The organism is Streptomyces pimonensis (assembly GCF_041380215.1).
Taxonomy (GTDB): Bacteria; Actinomycetota; Actinomycetes; order Streptomycetales; family Streptomycetaceae; genus Streptomyces; species Streptomyces pimonensis.
In genome coordinates, this window is sequence record NZ_JAHWZY010000067.1 from 1 (window position 1) to 14491 (window position 14491).

The following is a 14491-nucleotide window of genomic DNA, read 5'->3' on the forward strand; positions in this document are numbered from 1 at the left end:
GGTCGCCCGAACTGCCCGAGTACACCGCGTTCGCCAGCCGGAAGAAGGCAGAGCGGGTAACCGCCCGCCTGATCGTGCGCCGGGTCCGTGACCTGGCCAAACCGCCGGTCGTGGGCGAGCAGGGCGAACTGTTTCCCGTCTGGCGCTACCACCCCTTCTTCACCGACCGGCCCGCCCCGACACTCCAGGCCGAACGGGAACACCGCCGCCACGCCGTGGTCGAGCAGGTCATCGCGGACAGCAAGGCCGGGGCCCTGGCCCATCTGCCGTCCGGGCACTTCCACGCCAACGCGGCCTGGCTCACCCTGTGGGCGATGACCTACAACCTGCTGCGGGCCGCCGGTTCTCTGACCTCCGCGTTCCACGCCAGGGCCACCACCGCCACCCTCCGGGCCCACCTGGTCCAGGTCCCGGCCCGCATCGCCCGCTCAGCCCGGCGCATCACCCTGCAGTGGGCACCGTCCACGACGATGTCGCCGACCGATCTCACCGGAAGGATTCTCGCGGAGTCGGCCGATGCCGGACCCGCCACGCCCCCACCAGGGCCGCGGAATTGAGGACGACCGCGAGTGCCGTCGCGGTCGCGATGCTGCGCCTGCGCACAGTGATGTGAACCCCCCACAGAAGAAGCCCGGTGGTCACCGGACGAAAACGAACGGCCGCGTGTTCCCCCTCACCCGACGACGGGTGTTCGAACGCTGCCGGAGACGCAGCGTATGACATGCGAGTGACAACTGAGGAACGTATTGACGGGACTTGACGGGACGGGCCGGCGGGGATGCCGTGAATGTCGCGCTCGCCCGGTCGGCGTGCGGCGCGTCAGCGGGCCGCCAGCCGGGTCACGCGAAGGCGGCGGAGCGGTATCCGGTGTCAGCGGCCCGGACGGACCGGCCCCGGCGCCTGTGCGGCCCGACCGGTTCACCGGGAGCCGCGCCGGCGCGGGAGGCGGCCGCGTCGCCGCACCGGCACTCCTTCCCCCCTGCGGTACCGGTGCGGCGTCGGGGCGTTCGGATGCGCCTGTTTCGCCGGGACCTCGCACTCGGCCCGGAGCGCTGCTCCGAACTCGCGCGGCAGCGCAGCGACATCAGCGGTCTCCTCGGCCGCCCCGCCCCGTCCCGCCCCCGTCCCGTCCGGCATCTCAGGAGAGCCGCGTTCTCCCAGGCCAGAGCCGGTTCGGGCATTCCGGCGTTCCGGAACCACCGGAGGAAATGGCGGATGGGACGCCGCATCGCACAGGCTTGGGCCATCCGGAGCGGCGCCTCGCCGGACACGGTGACCGGCCCCGCTCGACCCCGCCCGTACGGCCCGCGCTTCCGGCGCACCGCACCCCGGGCGGCACGGCCGGGACAAGACCGGCCGGCACGGTTCACAGCCGGAGGACCGTCTTTCCGACACCCGGAGAAAGCAGCCTCGTCATGCGTATCACCACTCGTTTCCTCTCCCGCTCGGCCGCCTCCTCCATGGTCGTCGCCGCCGCCCTCGGGTTCGTCGGCGTCCAGGCCGCCGGCCAGACGGCCTCCGCCGCCACGAAGCAGGCCCCCTCCACCGTCACCTGCACCGCGGCGAACACCGAGCCGACCGTCACCGAGGTGTCCCGCCCGGTCAACCACCTGCTGCTCAAGGCCACCAACACCGGCGCCAAGCCCTGCTACGCCTACAGCGCCCCCTACCCGAGGGCCGGCGCCGGCGCCCAGGCCCCGCTGCCGTGGGCCGAGGAGACCTCGCCACAGGCCGAGCTGATGCTCAAGCCCGGTCAGTCCGCCTACGCGGGCGTCCTGACGTACTCCCCCGACGGCGAAGGGGGCGGCGACGAGAAGACCCCGGGCGTGATCCTCGCCGACAGGAAGGGCAACGCGACCGGCAAGGAGAAGACCCTGAAGCTGCCGAACGGCGGTACCTCCTTCAACAGCGCCGCCACCGTCACTTACTGGCAGGGCAACGCGGCGGACGCCCTCTCCTGGTAGCCGCCCCGGCGTCCCACGGCACAGCCGTCGTCCGGCCGCACCGGGGTCCCGCCCCCACCAGGGACGCGGTGCGGCCGGCGGGCGCGGTGCGCGTCAGGGCCGAGCGTCCTCGCCTCCCAGGCGGGGAGCGCGGGCCCGGTCTCCGTCGTCAGCGGTTCTGCGCCCACACCGCCAGCAGACCCACTACGGCCGTACCCGCTCCGTAGCACGCGCCCCGGAGGAACTGGTCGGCCGCGATGCGGCGGCGCCGTGAGATCCACCGCGCGGCCTCACCCGTCGCCCGGCCGCAGCGCACCCGCGCGGCGGACAGCCGCCGCCCGGCTCCCCTCCACCGGCCCGGGGGCGCCGCTTCCTCCGTGGAGCACCCCGACCGGGCGCGCCGTACTTTCATGGCGGTTGCACCTGCCTTCCTCGGTGTGATGGTTCTCCCCGGGCAGCCGGACACGGTCGCTCGGGTCGCGCCGGCCCGAATGGCTGTGATCGGGGTTCTGGCGGGGTATGCGGGAGAGCCGGGGTCACCGTCCGGCGGGGGCCGGGACCGGGTGGGCGGCCTGCGCGGGGCGGAGCAGCCTGAAGGTGACCCGGCCCTCGGCGTCGATATGGGCGCCGTGCACGGCGGGTTCGGGCAGGCTGTTGTAGTGGAAGGGCGTGGAGAAGTAATAGGCGCCGGTGTCCGGGACGACGACGAGGTCGCCGACGTCGAGGAGGGGCAGCGCCCGGTCGCGGGCCAGCAGGTCGCCGGCGAAGCAGCACGGGCCCGCGACGTCCTGCCGTACGGGCCGGCCGTGCTTGGCCCGGCCGCCGGGGTCGTGGGCCTCGATCCGCAGGGGCCACGCGTCGGGGGCGAACACCGTCCGCGTGGCGACCTGCGCTCCGGCGTGGGTGACCGCGATGGGACGCCCGCCGACGGTCTTGGTGTACTCGACGTACGCGGCGGTGAACCCGTTCTTGGCCAGCACGGAGCGGCCGAACTCGGTGACGATCTCGTACGCGCCCGAGAACAGGACCGGCGCGTGTGCGCGCAGGTGGTCCACGTAGGTGTCGAAGCCGGGCGTCGTCTCGTCGTCGGCGAAATTGACCGGCAGTCCGCCCCCGATGTCGATGCAGGTGACCTGCCGGTGGCCGAGGTGGGCGTTGATCTCCTCGGCGAACTCCACCGCCTTCGCGATGCCCCGGGTGATCAGGTCCAGGGGGCAGCCCTGCGAGCCGACGTGCGTGTGCACCCAGGTGAGCCAGGGGCGGTCCCGGTACGCCTGGAGCAGTCGTCGCCGGTTGCCCTCGTCCTCCAAGGGAATGCCGAACTTCGAGGTCGCGGTGGCGGTGCTCATGGCGGTGATCGAGCCGGCGCCGACCTGGGGGTTGACGCGCACGCCGATCCGCGAGTCGGAACGGCGGACCGCCAGGATCTCGTCCAGCCGCACCAGTTCCTGGAAGCTGTCCGCGTTCACCGCGACCCCCAGGCTCAGGGCCCGGGCCAGTTCGGCCCGCGTCTTGGCGGGGGAGTCGAACACGATGTGCGCGGGTGTGAAGCCCGCCTCCAGCGCCTGGGCGAGTTCGCCCGCACTGGCGACCTCGCAGCCCATGCCGCTCAGGCGCAGTTCCTCCAGTACGGGAACCAGGCAGTTCGCCTTGGCCGCGAACGCGTGCAGCACCCGGAGGGAGTCGGGGAACGCGCTCCGCAGGGACGTGACGGTCTCGTTGACGCCGTCGAGGTCGACGAACCCGGCCAGTACGGCCGTCTCGGGTTCCAGGAGTCCCTGCTGTACGGCTGCCCGCAGAATCCGCTCACGCCGGTCGGCCTTGCCGGAACCACTCATCGTGCACCCTCCCTGAGCCGGGGTCTGACCGCCCCACGATCGCCGTGGGGCGGACCACCAGACTCCCGTCGCGGCGGTGCGGGTGTCTTCGTCGGGAGTCCCGGTGTTCCGCCGCGCGGTTCTCACCGCGGAGCGAAACCGCGGACGTGGCGCGGCCGCCTTCGTGCCCGGGCACGAAGGAACCGCCCCTTCTTCGTGGCGGCGCCCGAGTCCTCACACCTCCCGGCCCCCGCGCTCGAGGAGGCGCAGTTGCAGCTGGGCGAGCAGCCGGGCGTCCGGACTGCGGAGGTCGAGCCCGGACACCTCGGTGATCCGGCTGATCCGGTGCCTCAGGCTGTTCGCGTGCACCCCCAGCGCCCGGGCGGTGTCCGGCACATGGCCGAAGTGGTCCAGGTACACCCGCAAGGTCCGCACCAGGGTGCCCCCGCCGTTCCCGGCGTCGAACGCCACCAGGCGTGCCACCGGTGTCTCCGGCGTCGGGTCCGCTCCCGTCAGCGTGTCCAGCATCTGGTTCAGGGCGATCGACTCGGCCACCTCGTCCGCGGAGGCGACGGTGCGGTGCTCTCCCGCCGAGAGCAGGGCCCTCAGTGCCAGGTCCGCCGACCGGCGGGACTCGGGCAGGGTCGCCGGGGTGTCGACCACCGTGCCCAGACCGATTCTCGTCTCCGGTCCGAACACGTCGGCCACCTGCCGCACCAGTGACCTCCCCAGACGCGCGACCTGTTCGACGGCCCGCCGCATGTCCTGGTGCAGCGCGCCCACCAGGACCAGGGCTCCCTGGTCGACCGGCACCACCACCGACGTGAGGCCGTTCGCGCCGCAGCACACGGACAGCAGGGCGCACAGTCTTCCGGTCTCCTCCCCCTTGCAGGAGGCTCCGGGACGTACCGCCAGGACCCCGCAGTGCCCGTGCGCCGGTATCCCGGTGCGTTCGGTCAGTACCTCGGCGGATCCCCGTCCGTCGAGCAGCGCGCGGGCCGTGTCCTCGACCAGTCGGGCGTGCGTGCGGTGCGACCGGTGGTGCAGCAGGTGTGCGGCGGCCGCCCTCGCCGCCGACCGCAGGGTGTCGGAGGCGTGCGGCGGGAGGTCACCGCCCGCGGCCGCCACCCAGATCGATCCCAGGATCTCCCCGCCCGCCCGGACCGCCACCACCAGGCGTTCCGGATTCTCCCCGTGCGCCGGCCGGTGGATGACGTCCCCCGAGCCCCACAACGCCTGGAAGAACCCGGCCTCCCGCATGGCGGCCACGCGCCACTCCGGCACCCGGCGGCCGAGGATCGTCAGCCGGCGCAACTCGTCCACGTCCTCCTTCGTGGACGAGTACGCCAGGACCCGGGACTCCACGTCCTCGATCGTCACCGCGCCGCCCACCAGGACCGCCACCGCGTCGGCCAGCCCGTTCAGATCGCCCGGCAGCACGGCCGCCACCGCCGGATCGGCGGGGACTCCGGACAGGACCAGACCGGCCCGCAGCGCGCCGACCAGCTCGGTCCAGCCGCACCACGCCGTCCGGAAGAGCACCGCCGTACCGGCGTCCTCGACAGCCGCCCGCAGCGCCTCCGGGGGCCGCCCCGGCCTCCCCGGCCCGAAGACCACCGCGGCCGCGCCCGATCCGGCGGCCTCGCGCACGACGTCGACGGCGGCGGCGGCGTGCGGATCGACGCCCACGGCCAGCACCACCTGCCCCCGGGGCGGCCCCGCCTCCAGCGGGTCCAGCACGGTGACTCCCTCGACCACGACCCCCAGACCGCGGGGAGCCACGTACGGTTCCAGCGCACCGGCCCCCATGACCGACAGCAGGCTTTCCAGCGTCGGTCCCGCCGCGGTGCCGTCCCCCTGCCCGGCCGTCTCGTTCAGCGCCATCCGGCCCCCACTTCGGTGTGTCACGTGACGGTGAGTGTAGAAGGCTTCACAGGAACGAGTGAGGCATATGCCCGGAAGCGGTCGGCCGGCCTGCCACCGCGCGGGCAGGTGGGGGGCCGTGGCCGGAAGGCCGGTTCCGGTCCTGGGCGGGGGCCGTCCTGGGCGGGGGCCGTCCGGTGGTCAGCCGGAGGGCTCCCACGGGGTCGGTGCTTCCGACTGCTCCTGCGGAGGGGACACGGCGGGGCACGCGTGGTCCGACTGCGTCATCGCCCATCCGTCCCCGAACACATGGAGGCTGCTGGGCGCGGCGGAACGGCGCGCGGTGTCGCCGTCGGCTTCCGCGTCGGCGCGGGGGACGGCGGTGGGGATCGGCGAAGCTGCGTGGTTCACCGTGCACGTCAGCTGGAGCATGGCCCGACGGTTCAGCGGATCCGTCTCACCGGGGAGTTTGACGAAGAGGATGCCGCTGTCGATCGCCACCCGCGGCGCGTCCGACAGGCGGGGCAGCTCCGTGGTGGCCATCGCGGCCTCGTTCGCGGCCGGCCCCTCGAACAGCAGGCGTACGACGGCCTCGAGGTCCCCGACGTCGTCGATCCGGCGGGGATAGGGCATCAACTCCCCGTCGCGCAGGAAGAAGAGGGAGATGGTGGCGGGCGTCGAGGGTGGTGTCGCACTGGGGGAGAACATGCCGCTCGCCGGCGCACCGGTCTCGATGACACCGGACGGGGGGACTCCGCACGCCGTGGCCGCGACCGCGACCGCGGCCACGGCCGTGAGCCCGGACAGCAGCGCTGCCGTCCGCGAGCCCCTCACCGGGTGCCCCCGTCGGCCTCGTTGTCGGTGTCGTCGCGGTGCAGCGGGAGTTCGACCGTGAACGCCGCGCCGCCCCGGGGCAGGTTCGCCGCCCGGATGCGCCCCCCGTGCAGGCGCACGTTCTCCGCCGTGATGGCCAGACCCAGCCCGCTGCTCTCGCTCCTGGCCCGTGAGGTGCTCGCCTTGTAGAACCGCTCGAAGATGTGCGGCATGGCCTCCTCGGCGATCCCCGGACCGTTGTCGGTCACCTCGATGACGGCCCACGCCATGCCCGCCCCGTCCACCCGTACCCCCATGGTCAGCCGCACGGGCGGCTCTCCGTGCCGCAGCGCGTTGCCGATCAGATTGGCCGTCACCACGTCGAGTCTGCGCGGATCGACGCGCGCGCGGAGCTCACCCGGTCCGGGCAGCCGGGTCTCCACCTGCTCCTGCCGCCACCGGAAGGCGACGGTGCGCCGTACGGACTCGGCCAGGTCGATCTCGTCCAGGTTGAGTTCGGCCGCCCCCGCGTCGAAACGGGAGATCTCCATCAGGTCGTTCACCAATCCGCTCAGCCGGTTCGTTCCCTCGCTGATGAGCCGCAGCGCCTCACCGGTCTCCCCTTCTCCCTCCAGGTCCAGCACGTCGGTGACCGCCGACATCGCCGCCAGCGGCGTGCGCAGCTCGTGGGAGACGTCCGCCACGAAGCGGCGCCCCTGGGCCTCCAGGCGGCGCAGCTCCCGTACGGTCCGCTCCAGTTCGGCCGCCGTCTCGTTGAAGGACTGAGAGAGATCGGCCAGTTCGTCGGAGCCGGTGACGTCCAGCCGGACGTCGAGATGCCCCGCGGCCATCCGGCGCGTCGCCCGGCGCAGCGCCCGTACGGGACGCAGTACGCCGCTCGCCACGAGCAGCGCCAGGACGACGGCGAGACACAGGGCCACCAGGGTGGCCCGCTCGATGCCGTGGACCATGGCCTCGACGTACCCCTCTTCGGTGGTCTGCGGGACCTCCAGGTACATGACGAGCCCGGAGAGCCTGGTCTCCAGGCCCTCGCCCCAGGTGTACGTGACGGGCATGCCGACGACGAGACGAGGGCGCCCGTCGACGTTCATCCGCTGGAACACCGCGACACGTCGGTCCCGGACGGACCGGAGCATCTCGGGGCTCAGCTCGACGAAACCGGCGCTCGGCGCGTAGGCGCGGTGGTCACCGTACGTGGCCATGATCCGCCAGCCCGACGAACGGTTCGTGTCCAGCACCTGGTCCACCGCGGACTGGAGGTCCGCCTGGTTCGGGGCGATGGGGATGTGGGGCGCGACGGCGTCGACGCTCGTACGGAACTGGTTGATGACGGAGTCCTGGCTCTGCTGGAGCACCCCCGTGCGCGCCTCGCGGAAGGCGAGGGCCCCGGTGCCCAGGGAGCTGGCCATGGCCACCAGGACGAAGGACATCAGCAGGCGGGGGCGCAGACCGCGCAGGGGGAGCGGGATGCGTGCCAGGGCTGCCCGGAGGAACCGCCGGGGGCCGGCACCCGGTACGGCGGCGGGGGGCTCTTCGGCCGTGGGGACCTCGGGTGCGGTTCTCCGCTCCCCGGCGGTCTTCCGCGTCCGTACGGTCCTCCGTGTCCGCGCGGACGTCCGGTCGCTCATGAGGTGCCGAAGCGGTAACCGAACCCGCGTACGGTCTGCACGTAACGGGGATTCCTGCCCTCGCCGAGTTTGTTGCGCAGTCGCTTCACACAGGCGTCCACGAGCCGTATGTCGCCGTGGTAACTGTGTTCCCAGACCGCTTCCAGCGGCTGCTGGCGGCTGAACACCTGGCCGGGCGAGGCCGACAGGGTCAGCAGCAGCCGCAGTTCGGAGGGGGCGAGGGTGACGGGTTCGCCGCGGTGCGTCACCACGAGCCCGGCGCGGTCGACGACCAGCTCGCCGTGCGTCTCCGCCCGGGGACGGGTGCCGTCCGGCAGCGACGCGTCCTGTCTGCGCAGTACGGCCCGTATCCGTGCGTCGAGCACCCGGGCCTGCACGGGCTTCACCACGTAGTCGTCCGCACCGGTCTCCAGTCCCACGACCACGTCGACGTCGTCTCCCCGGGCCGTCACCATGATGATCGGCACCTGGTCGCGGTCCCTGACCCGGCGGCACACGTCCAGGCCGGACATGCCGGGCAGCATGAGATCGAGCACGACGACGTCCGGCCGGAAGGGGAGGAGCTGTTCCAGCCCTTCCTCCCCCGTTTCCACGGCGAAGACCTCATGCCCCTGATGCCGCAGACCCAGTTGGACGGCCCTGCGGACATCTAGGTCGTCTTCGACGATCAGAACCCGTGGCATTTCGGCAGTGTAAGCAGACCGGACGAGATGACCGTCCCGAGGAAGGCCCCTCCCCGACCGCCGTTACACAACGATCACACGGGCCGGGGAACGCGGGCGTCGTTATCTTTCCGTGACAGCGCCGGCTCATGGGGATCATCTGGGATCACCAGATTGAGCTGCCATGTATTCGGTACGAGAGCGGCAACCCGCACCCGCCGCCGGCAGCACCGCGGCCGGTCACCGCGCCGGTCGCCGACGCCGGTCCGCCCATCGCCGGGGGCGGCCGCGCAACCGGGGCCGGAGCCTGCTGATCGGCCTGCTGGTGGCCGCCGGCCCGCTGGGTTCGGCGGCGTACCTCCTGGGAGGCAGGCGGAGCGACGCGTCGAGCGGTACGCCGCACCCGCGGAGCACGCACGTCACCCCCACTCCCACATCGTCCCCTTCCTCCTCCCCCTCTCCCCCCGCGAGCCGGACCGAGATCGACGTCCCCCCGACGGGCAACGGTACGTTCGTCACCGCGCAGGCCAGTGGGGAGACGGTGGGCAGCGGTTCCCGCCCGGTGCGCTACATCGTGGAGGTCGAGACCGGCCTCGACATCTCGCCGTCCCAGGCGGCGAACGAGATCGCCGAGATACTCGCCGCCCCGCGGGGCTGGACCCACGACCCGAACAACGCGTTCCAGCTGGTGGGCGCGGGATCGCCGCACGACATCACGATAAAGATCGCGACACCGGCGACGGCGGACGCCCTGTGCTGGGCGGGCATCCAGCAGGACACCGGAGGCGAGTACAACTGCGAGGTTCCCGGAGGGGTGGTGGTGAACCTCAAGCGCTGGGTCAAGGGCTCGCCCAACTTCGACGGGCCGATCCATGACTACCGGGCGCTGATCATCAACCACGAGGTGGGGCACTTCCTCGGTCACTCGCACCTGACCTGCGGGGGCGCCGGGCGACTGGCCCCCGTGATGATGCAGCAGATCAAGGGCCTGCACGGCTGCGTCGCCAACGCCTGGCCCTACGACGAGAACGGTGACTTCGTCACCGGGCCGCCCGTATGACCGGCGCCGGTCCCCAGGCCGGCCGTCACAGCTCGGTCATGTACCGGCCCCAGGGCCATGAACTGCCGACACCACTGTGAACTCGGCGTTCTCCTGCGTTCGCAGGCGGAATCCCCCTCCCCCGGATCGGATGGAAGTGGATGACTCGTTCCCGCACTGTCCGGAGACTGGCCGTCGCCGCGGCGGCGGTCGGTCCGCTGCCGCTGCCGACGGCTTGTGGCATCGACACCGGCACCGGCTCGGAGTCCCACGCGTCGGACGGTGAGAAGACCACGGCCGGATCGTCGGGGCAGCTCGACATTCCCGCCGATGCGAACGCCGATCTCAAGAAGCAGTACCTCTTGGAGAACGCGGTCGCGGCCTGCATGAAGAAGCAGGGGTTCACCTACACCCCCGTGGCCCCCGAGGATCCCGCCGCCTCCTGGACCACCTACGGGGCGGACTACGCGCTGACGAAGAAGGACCGGCAGAAGGGCGCATCCTCGGCTGACGCGGCCGCGGTCGCCTGCCGTCGGCCAAGTGACGGTCCCCGAGCACATCCTCGGATCGGCCGATGCGGTTCCGTTATCGTCCGAGCCAGGTCCGGTCACACAACGGACCTAGCTTCAACGACCGTGGTCGCTCAGCACGCGAGGTCTTCGGCATCCCGGTCCCGCGGCCCGGGCGGTCCGCCTCCCGCGGCGGACCCACTGCCGGCCTGTCCTGGCCGGCATGGGACGGCGTGACGTTCCCACCTCGGAGTCATCGCGGGGCGGGCCTGTGTGCTCCAGCCCTTCGTTCCTTCATCCCCCGACGAAAGAGATAGCATGGACATGTCCTTACCTCCCGGCAGACGAATACGTGCGGCCGTCCCGCTGGGGGCTCTCGCCATGGCCGCCGTAGTCACCGCGACCGGGATGCCGGGGGTGGGCCAGGCCGTCGCCCTGACTCCTGACGCTCCGGCAGGCTCAGGGAGGGCCCTGTCCGTTCCGGGGGCGAAGAGCCCCAAAACGGTGACGCTGATCACCGGCGACAAGGCGTTGATCGCCGCGGACGGCTCTGTCGCCGGGATCGAGAGGGCCAAGGGGCGCGAGGGCGCGTCGTTCTCGGTCCGGAAGGTCGACGGGCACAGCTTCGTCATACCGGGCGACGCGGCGCCGGCTGTCGCCCAGGGAAAGCTCGACCGGCGACTGTTCGACGTGACGCAACTCGTCGCGTACGGGTACGACGACGCGAGCCGGTCCGACCTGCCGCTGATCGTCACCTACGCCGGGGACGAGACACCCCCCGCGAGCGCCTTCCGCGACGCACGGGCCAAGGCCGGCCAGGAGCTGACCAGCGTCAACGGCGTGGCGCTACGGGCCGACAAGCACGGCCACCCCGCGTTCTGGGACACCTTCACCGACGGCGGGGACGGTGGACAGGGCACGGCGCGGCTGTCCGGCTCACCGGCGGTGAAGAAGGTGGTGAAAGTCTGGCTGGACGGCAAGCGCCAGGCCAGCCTGGACAAGAGCGTGGCCCAGACGGGCGCGCCGACGGCCTGGGGCGCCGGGTTCGACGGCACGGGCGTCAAGGTCGCCGTGCTGGACACCGGCGTCGACCAGACGCACCCCGACCTGGCGGGCCAGGAGATCGCCGAACGGAACTTCTCCGACGCCGAGGACAGCGTCGACCGAGACGGCCACGGCACCCATGTGGCCTCGACGGTGGCCGGTACGGGTGCCAGTTCGCAGGGCAGGTACAAGGGCGTCGCGCCCGGCGCGCGCATCCTGGACGGCAAGGTCCTGGACGACAGCGGCGGCGGCTGGGAGTCCGACATCATCGCGGGCATGGAGTGGGCGGTCGCCGAGGGCGCCCAGATCGTCAACCTCAGTCTGGGCGGCACCGACACCCAGGGCATCGACCCGCTGGAGGAGACGGTCGACCGTCTCTCCGCCGAGACGGACACGCTGTTCGTCATCGCCGCGGGCAACGCGGGCGAGGACGGCGAGAGCACCGTCGAATCACCCGGCAGCGCCGAGTCCGCACTGACGGTCGGCGCGGTCGACAAGGCCGACAAGCTCGCCGACTCCTCCAGCCGCGGCCCGCGCGTCGGTAACGGAGGAGTCAAGCCGGACCTGACCGCGCCGGGCGTCGACATCACGGCCGCCGCCTCCACCGCGAGCGGCATGGAGCAGGTGTTCCCCTCCGGGACGCCCGGTTACGCCACCCTGAGCGGCACGTCGATGGCCACTCCCCATGTCGCGGGCGCCGCCGCCATCCTGGCGCAGCAGCACCCGGACTGGACCGGCGAGCGGATCAAGGCGGCGCTCACCGCTTCCGCTAAGCCCGGCCCGTACAACGCGTACCAGCAGGGCACCGGCCGCACCGATGTGGCCCGGGCGATCGGGCAGACCGTCGTCGCCGAGCAGGGGCCGATCGGCTTCGGCCGCCCGAAGTGGCCTCACACCGATGACGAGCCGGTGACCAAGGAGATCACGTACCGCAATCTCGGCACCGAGCCGGTCGTCCTGGACCTGGCGATCGAGGCGTTCGGGACGGACGGCCGGCCCGCCCCCGAGGGCATGTTCGAGATGTCGTCGCGGCAGCTCACCGTTGCGGCGGGCGGTGCGGCGAGCACCACGGTGACCGCCGACACGCGCGTCGGCGGCGAGGCCTACGGCTCGTACGGCGGCTCGGTGACCGCAGCCTCGGCCGACGACCGGACCCGGGTGCGCACCGCCTTCGGCGTGGAGCGCGAGATCGAGTCGTACGACCTGACCATCAAGCACCTGGACAACGACGGCAAGCCGACCGGCAAGGGTTTCACGGCGATCGATGGCCGGGACCGCGACTACTACCAGGAGTTCGCCGACGCGACGGACGGCGAGATCACGGTGCGCCTGCCCAAGGGCGGTTACGCGCTCACCGGGATCCTCAACGCCAGCGGAGAGTCCGCCGCCCCCGACTCCCTCCTCCTGGCTCCGGCCCTGCAGCTGACCAAGGACACCACGGTCGTCATGGACGCCCGGAAGGCCAGGCCCACGCGCATCACCGTCCCCGACGAGAGAGCCGAGAACCACCACGCCCAGCTCATCCCGGGCTACACCCGCTCCGACGGGCAGCCCTTGGGCTTTGCGCCGTCCATCTTCGACTTCCCCGATTTCCAGAGCTTCAAGGTCGGTCACATCGGCCCGGAGGCCCCGAAGGACGCGGCATACGCCCAGTACAGCGGTTTCTGGACACGTCAGTCGGCCGACGGGCGCGCAGTGAACTACCGTCTCGCGTGGAACCGTACGGGTTCGCTCGGCGGCTTCACCGCCGACGTCCGGCGCGAGCAGCTGGCCGAGATCGACTTCGCGGCCGGCAGGCCCGGCCCTGAGCCAACCGCTCAGGTCGCGGTGATGCCCCTGACACCCATCGGCGAGTTCGCGGCCGACTTCAGCACCCCCACTCAGCGCCCACTGCCGCTGCGGACCTCTGAATACGTCCTCGGTAACGGCGTCAAGTGGTCCTACTCCGTACACCAATGGGAGTCGGGGAACTCGCAGATGGGAAGGTTCACGGCGTACCAGCCGAGGAAGAGCTACACCGCGCGGTTCAACGTCGGTGTCTTCGGTCCGCTCCTGCCCCCGGGTGAGGGTGAACCGCGGTGGGGGCGTCCCGGGATCGCGCGGAGCGGGAACACGATCAAGGCGCGTCTGCCCATGTTCGGCGACGGTGAGGGGCATGAGAGCAGCGGCGGCTACACGGAGCTGGAGAGTTCGCTCCGCGCCGACGGCGAAGAGATCCCCGCCGAGGGCGATCCGCTGAACGTCGCCGAGTACACCGTTCCCGCCGGGGAAGGCCGGTACGAACTAAGCGTCGACGCCTCCCGGGACCCTGAGCTACTCGCGGTAAGCACCCGCGTGCGGGCGCAGTGGACGTTCAGGTCGGCCGGCGTGTCCGGGGACGGTTGGGCCCGGCTGCCGCTGTCCGTGGTCCGCTTCTCCCCCGGACTGTCACTGACCAGTACGGCGAAGGCCGGCAAGAGGTTCCAGGTGCCCTTCACCGTGGAGGGCGCGGCCACCGCTCGGACAGCCAAGAAGCTGGGGTTCGAGGTGTCCTATGACGACGGCAGGACCTGGACCACGGCCAGAGCCGTCAACGGCACCCACCTGTCGCTGAACCACCCCGCGCAGCCGGGCACCGTCTCGCTGCGTGCCAAGCTGACCGACCGTGACGGCAACACCCTGGTTCAGACGATCGACCGCGCCTACCTCACGGTCCGGTAGGGCGAGGGCAGCAGGGCGAGGGCCGAAGGGCCCGTTCACCGACAGGGCCCGGGTCTTCGGCGGATTCCAGTGGTCGTCGCAGCACGTGATCTCTGACGTGTGGCACAGAGGGTCAAGCAGTCGCTCGGTCGTGATCACGTGGCCGGGCGGCTGCGGTCACGTATGGGCCGTACTGGCGGCCCTCGAGTCTGCGTATGCTCGCCTCGATTGCTGCTCAGATCGCAGAGGCTGACGGGAGTGCGCGTGCTGAGGCTGCTCGGCTTCTTCGATGACTTCGGCTATTTGAGCGAGTTGGCTGCGGGACCGCTGAGGGCTCAGGTGCAAGCGTCCGGCGAGCCGGATGAAGCGGAAATCGTGGAGTATCTCGACGTAGGTCACCACCTCACGTACTTCATGGAGGCAGGGGTCGATGTCGTCACGGGAGAGGTCCACCGGCACACGTCCGGTTGCTC

At 71.7% G+C, this 14491-nt stretch carries 10 protein-coding genes and 1 pseudogene; 5 read left to right on the forward strand and 6 right to left on the reverse strand.

The genetic code is table 11. The features are described 5' to 3' along the window. Together KYY02_RS32650 and KYY02_RS32655 are read left to right on the forward strand one after the other, a co-directional pair. Nucleotides 1–557: transposase (locus KYY02_RS32650; RefSeq protein ID WP_371244494.1), on the forward strand; the 557-nt coding region annotated here is incomplete at its 5' end. 858 nt (nucleotides 558–1415) lie between these two features. Next, nucleotides 1416–1964 (forward strand): DUF4232 domain-containing protein, encoded by a 549-nt coding sequence (locus tag KYY02_RS32655; protein WP_371244496.1) that lies wholly within the window; start codon nucleotides 1416–1418, stop codon nucleotides 1962–1964. A gap of 148 nt (nucleotides 1965–2112) precedes the next feature. Here the strand turns inward: KYY02_RS32655 and KYY02_RS32660 are convergent, their stop codons facing one another. From KYY02_RS32660 to KYY02_RS32685, 6 genes are all read right to left on the reverse strand, one after another. Beyond that, complete coding sequence (locus tag KYY02_RS32660) at nucleotides 2113–2355, reverse strand: hypothetical protein (protein WP_371244498.1); 243 nt, start codon at nucleotides 2353–2355, stop codon at nucleotides 2113–2115. Between the two features lie 124 nt (nucleotides 2356–2479). Next, entirely contained in the window at nucleotides 2480–3781 is a 1302-nt protein-coding gene (locus tag KYY02_RS32665; protein ID WP_371244500.1) for a type III PLP-dependent enzyme domain-containing protein, read from the reverse strand. 213 nt (nucleotides 3782–3994) lie between these two features. Further along, complete coding sequence (locus KYY02_RS32670) at nucleotides 3995–5668, reverse strand: PucR family transcriptional regulator (RefSeq protein ID WP_371244502.1); 1674 nt, start codon at nucleotides 5666–5668, stop codon at nucleotides 3995–3997. Nucleotides 5669–5824: 156 nt separating this feature from the next. Next, the gene (locus tag KYY02_RS32675) at nucleotides 5825–6457 is read right to left on the reverse strand and encodes a hypothetical protein (RefSeq protein ID WP_371244504.1); all 633 of its coding nucleotides are present in this window, start codon (nucleotides 6455–6457) and stop codon (nucleotides 5825–5827) included. Further along, nucleotides 6454–8085 carry an ATP-binding protein gene (locus KYY02_RS32680; RefSeq protein ID WP_371244506.1) on the reverse strand — a complete coding sequence of 544 codons (1632 nt, stop codon included), beginning with the start codon at nucleotides 8083–8085 and terminating at the stop codon, nucleotides 6454–6456. The genes KYY02_RS32675 and KYY02_RS32680 overlap by 4 nt, the downstream gene beginning before the upstream one ends. Next, nucleotides 8082–8768, reverse strand: coding sequence for a response regulator (locus tag KYY02_RS32685; RefSeq protein ID WP_371244508.1), 687 nt, complete (start codon nucleotides 8766–8768; stop codon nucleotides 8082–8084). Before KYY02_RS32685 ends, KYY02_RS32680 begins: the two co-directional genes overlap by 4 nt. Before the next feature lie 163 nt (nucleotides 8769–8931). Here KYY02_RS32685 and KYY02_RS32690 point away from each other — a divergent pair, with 163 nt between their 5' ends. From KYY02_RS32690 to KYY02_RS32700, 3 genes and pseudogenes are all read left to right on the forward strand, one after another. Beyond that, nucleotides 8932–9807, forward strand: a complete 876-nt coding sequence (locus tag KYY02_RS32690) for a DUF3152 domain-containing protein (protein WP_371244510.1) — start codon at nucleotides 8932–8934, stop codon at nucleotides 9805–9807. A 992-nt stretch (nucleotides 9808–10799) separates the two neighbouring features. After that, nucleotides 10800–14039 (forward strand): S8 family peptidase, encoded by a 3240-nt coding sequence (locus KYY02_RS32695; RefSeq protein WP_371244512.1) that lies wholly within the window; start codon nucleotides 10800–10802, stop codon nucleotides 14037–14039. Nucleotides 14040–14282: 243 nt separating this feature from the next. Beyond that, nucleotides 14283–14491, forward strand: a pseudogene (locus KYY02_RS32700) (hypothetical protein); the annotation flags it as partial.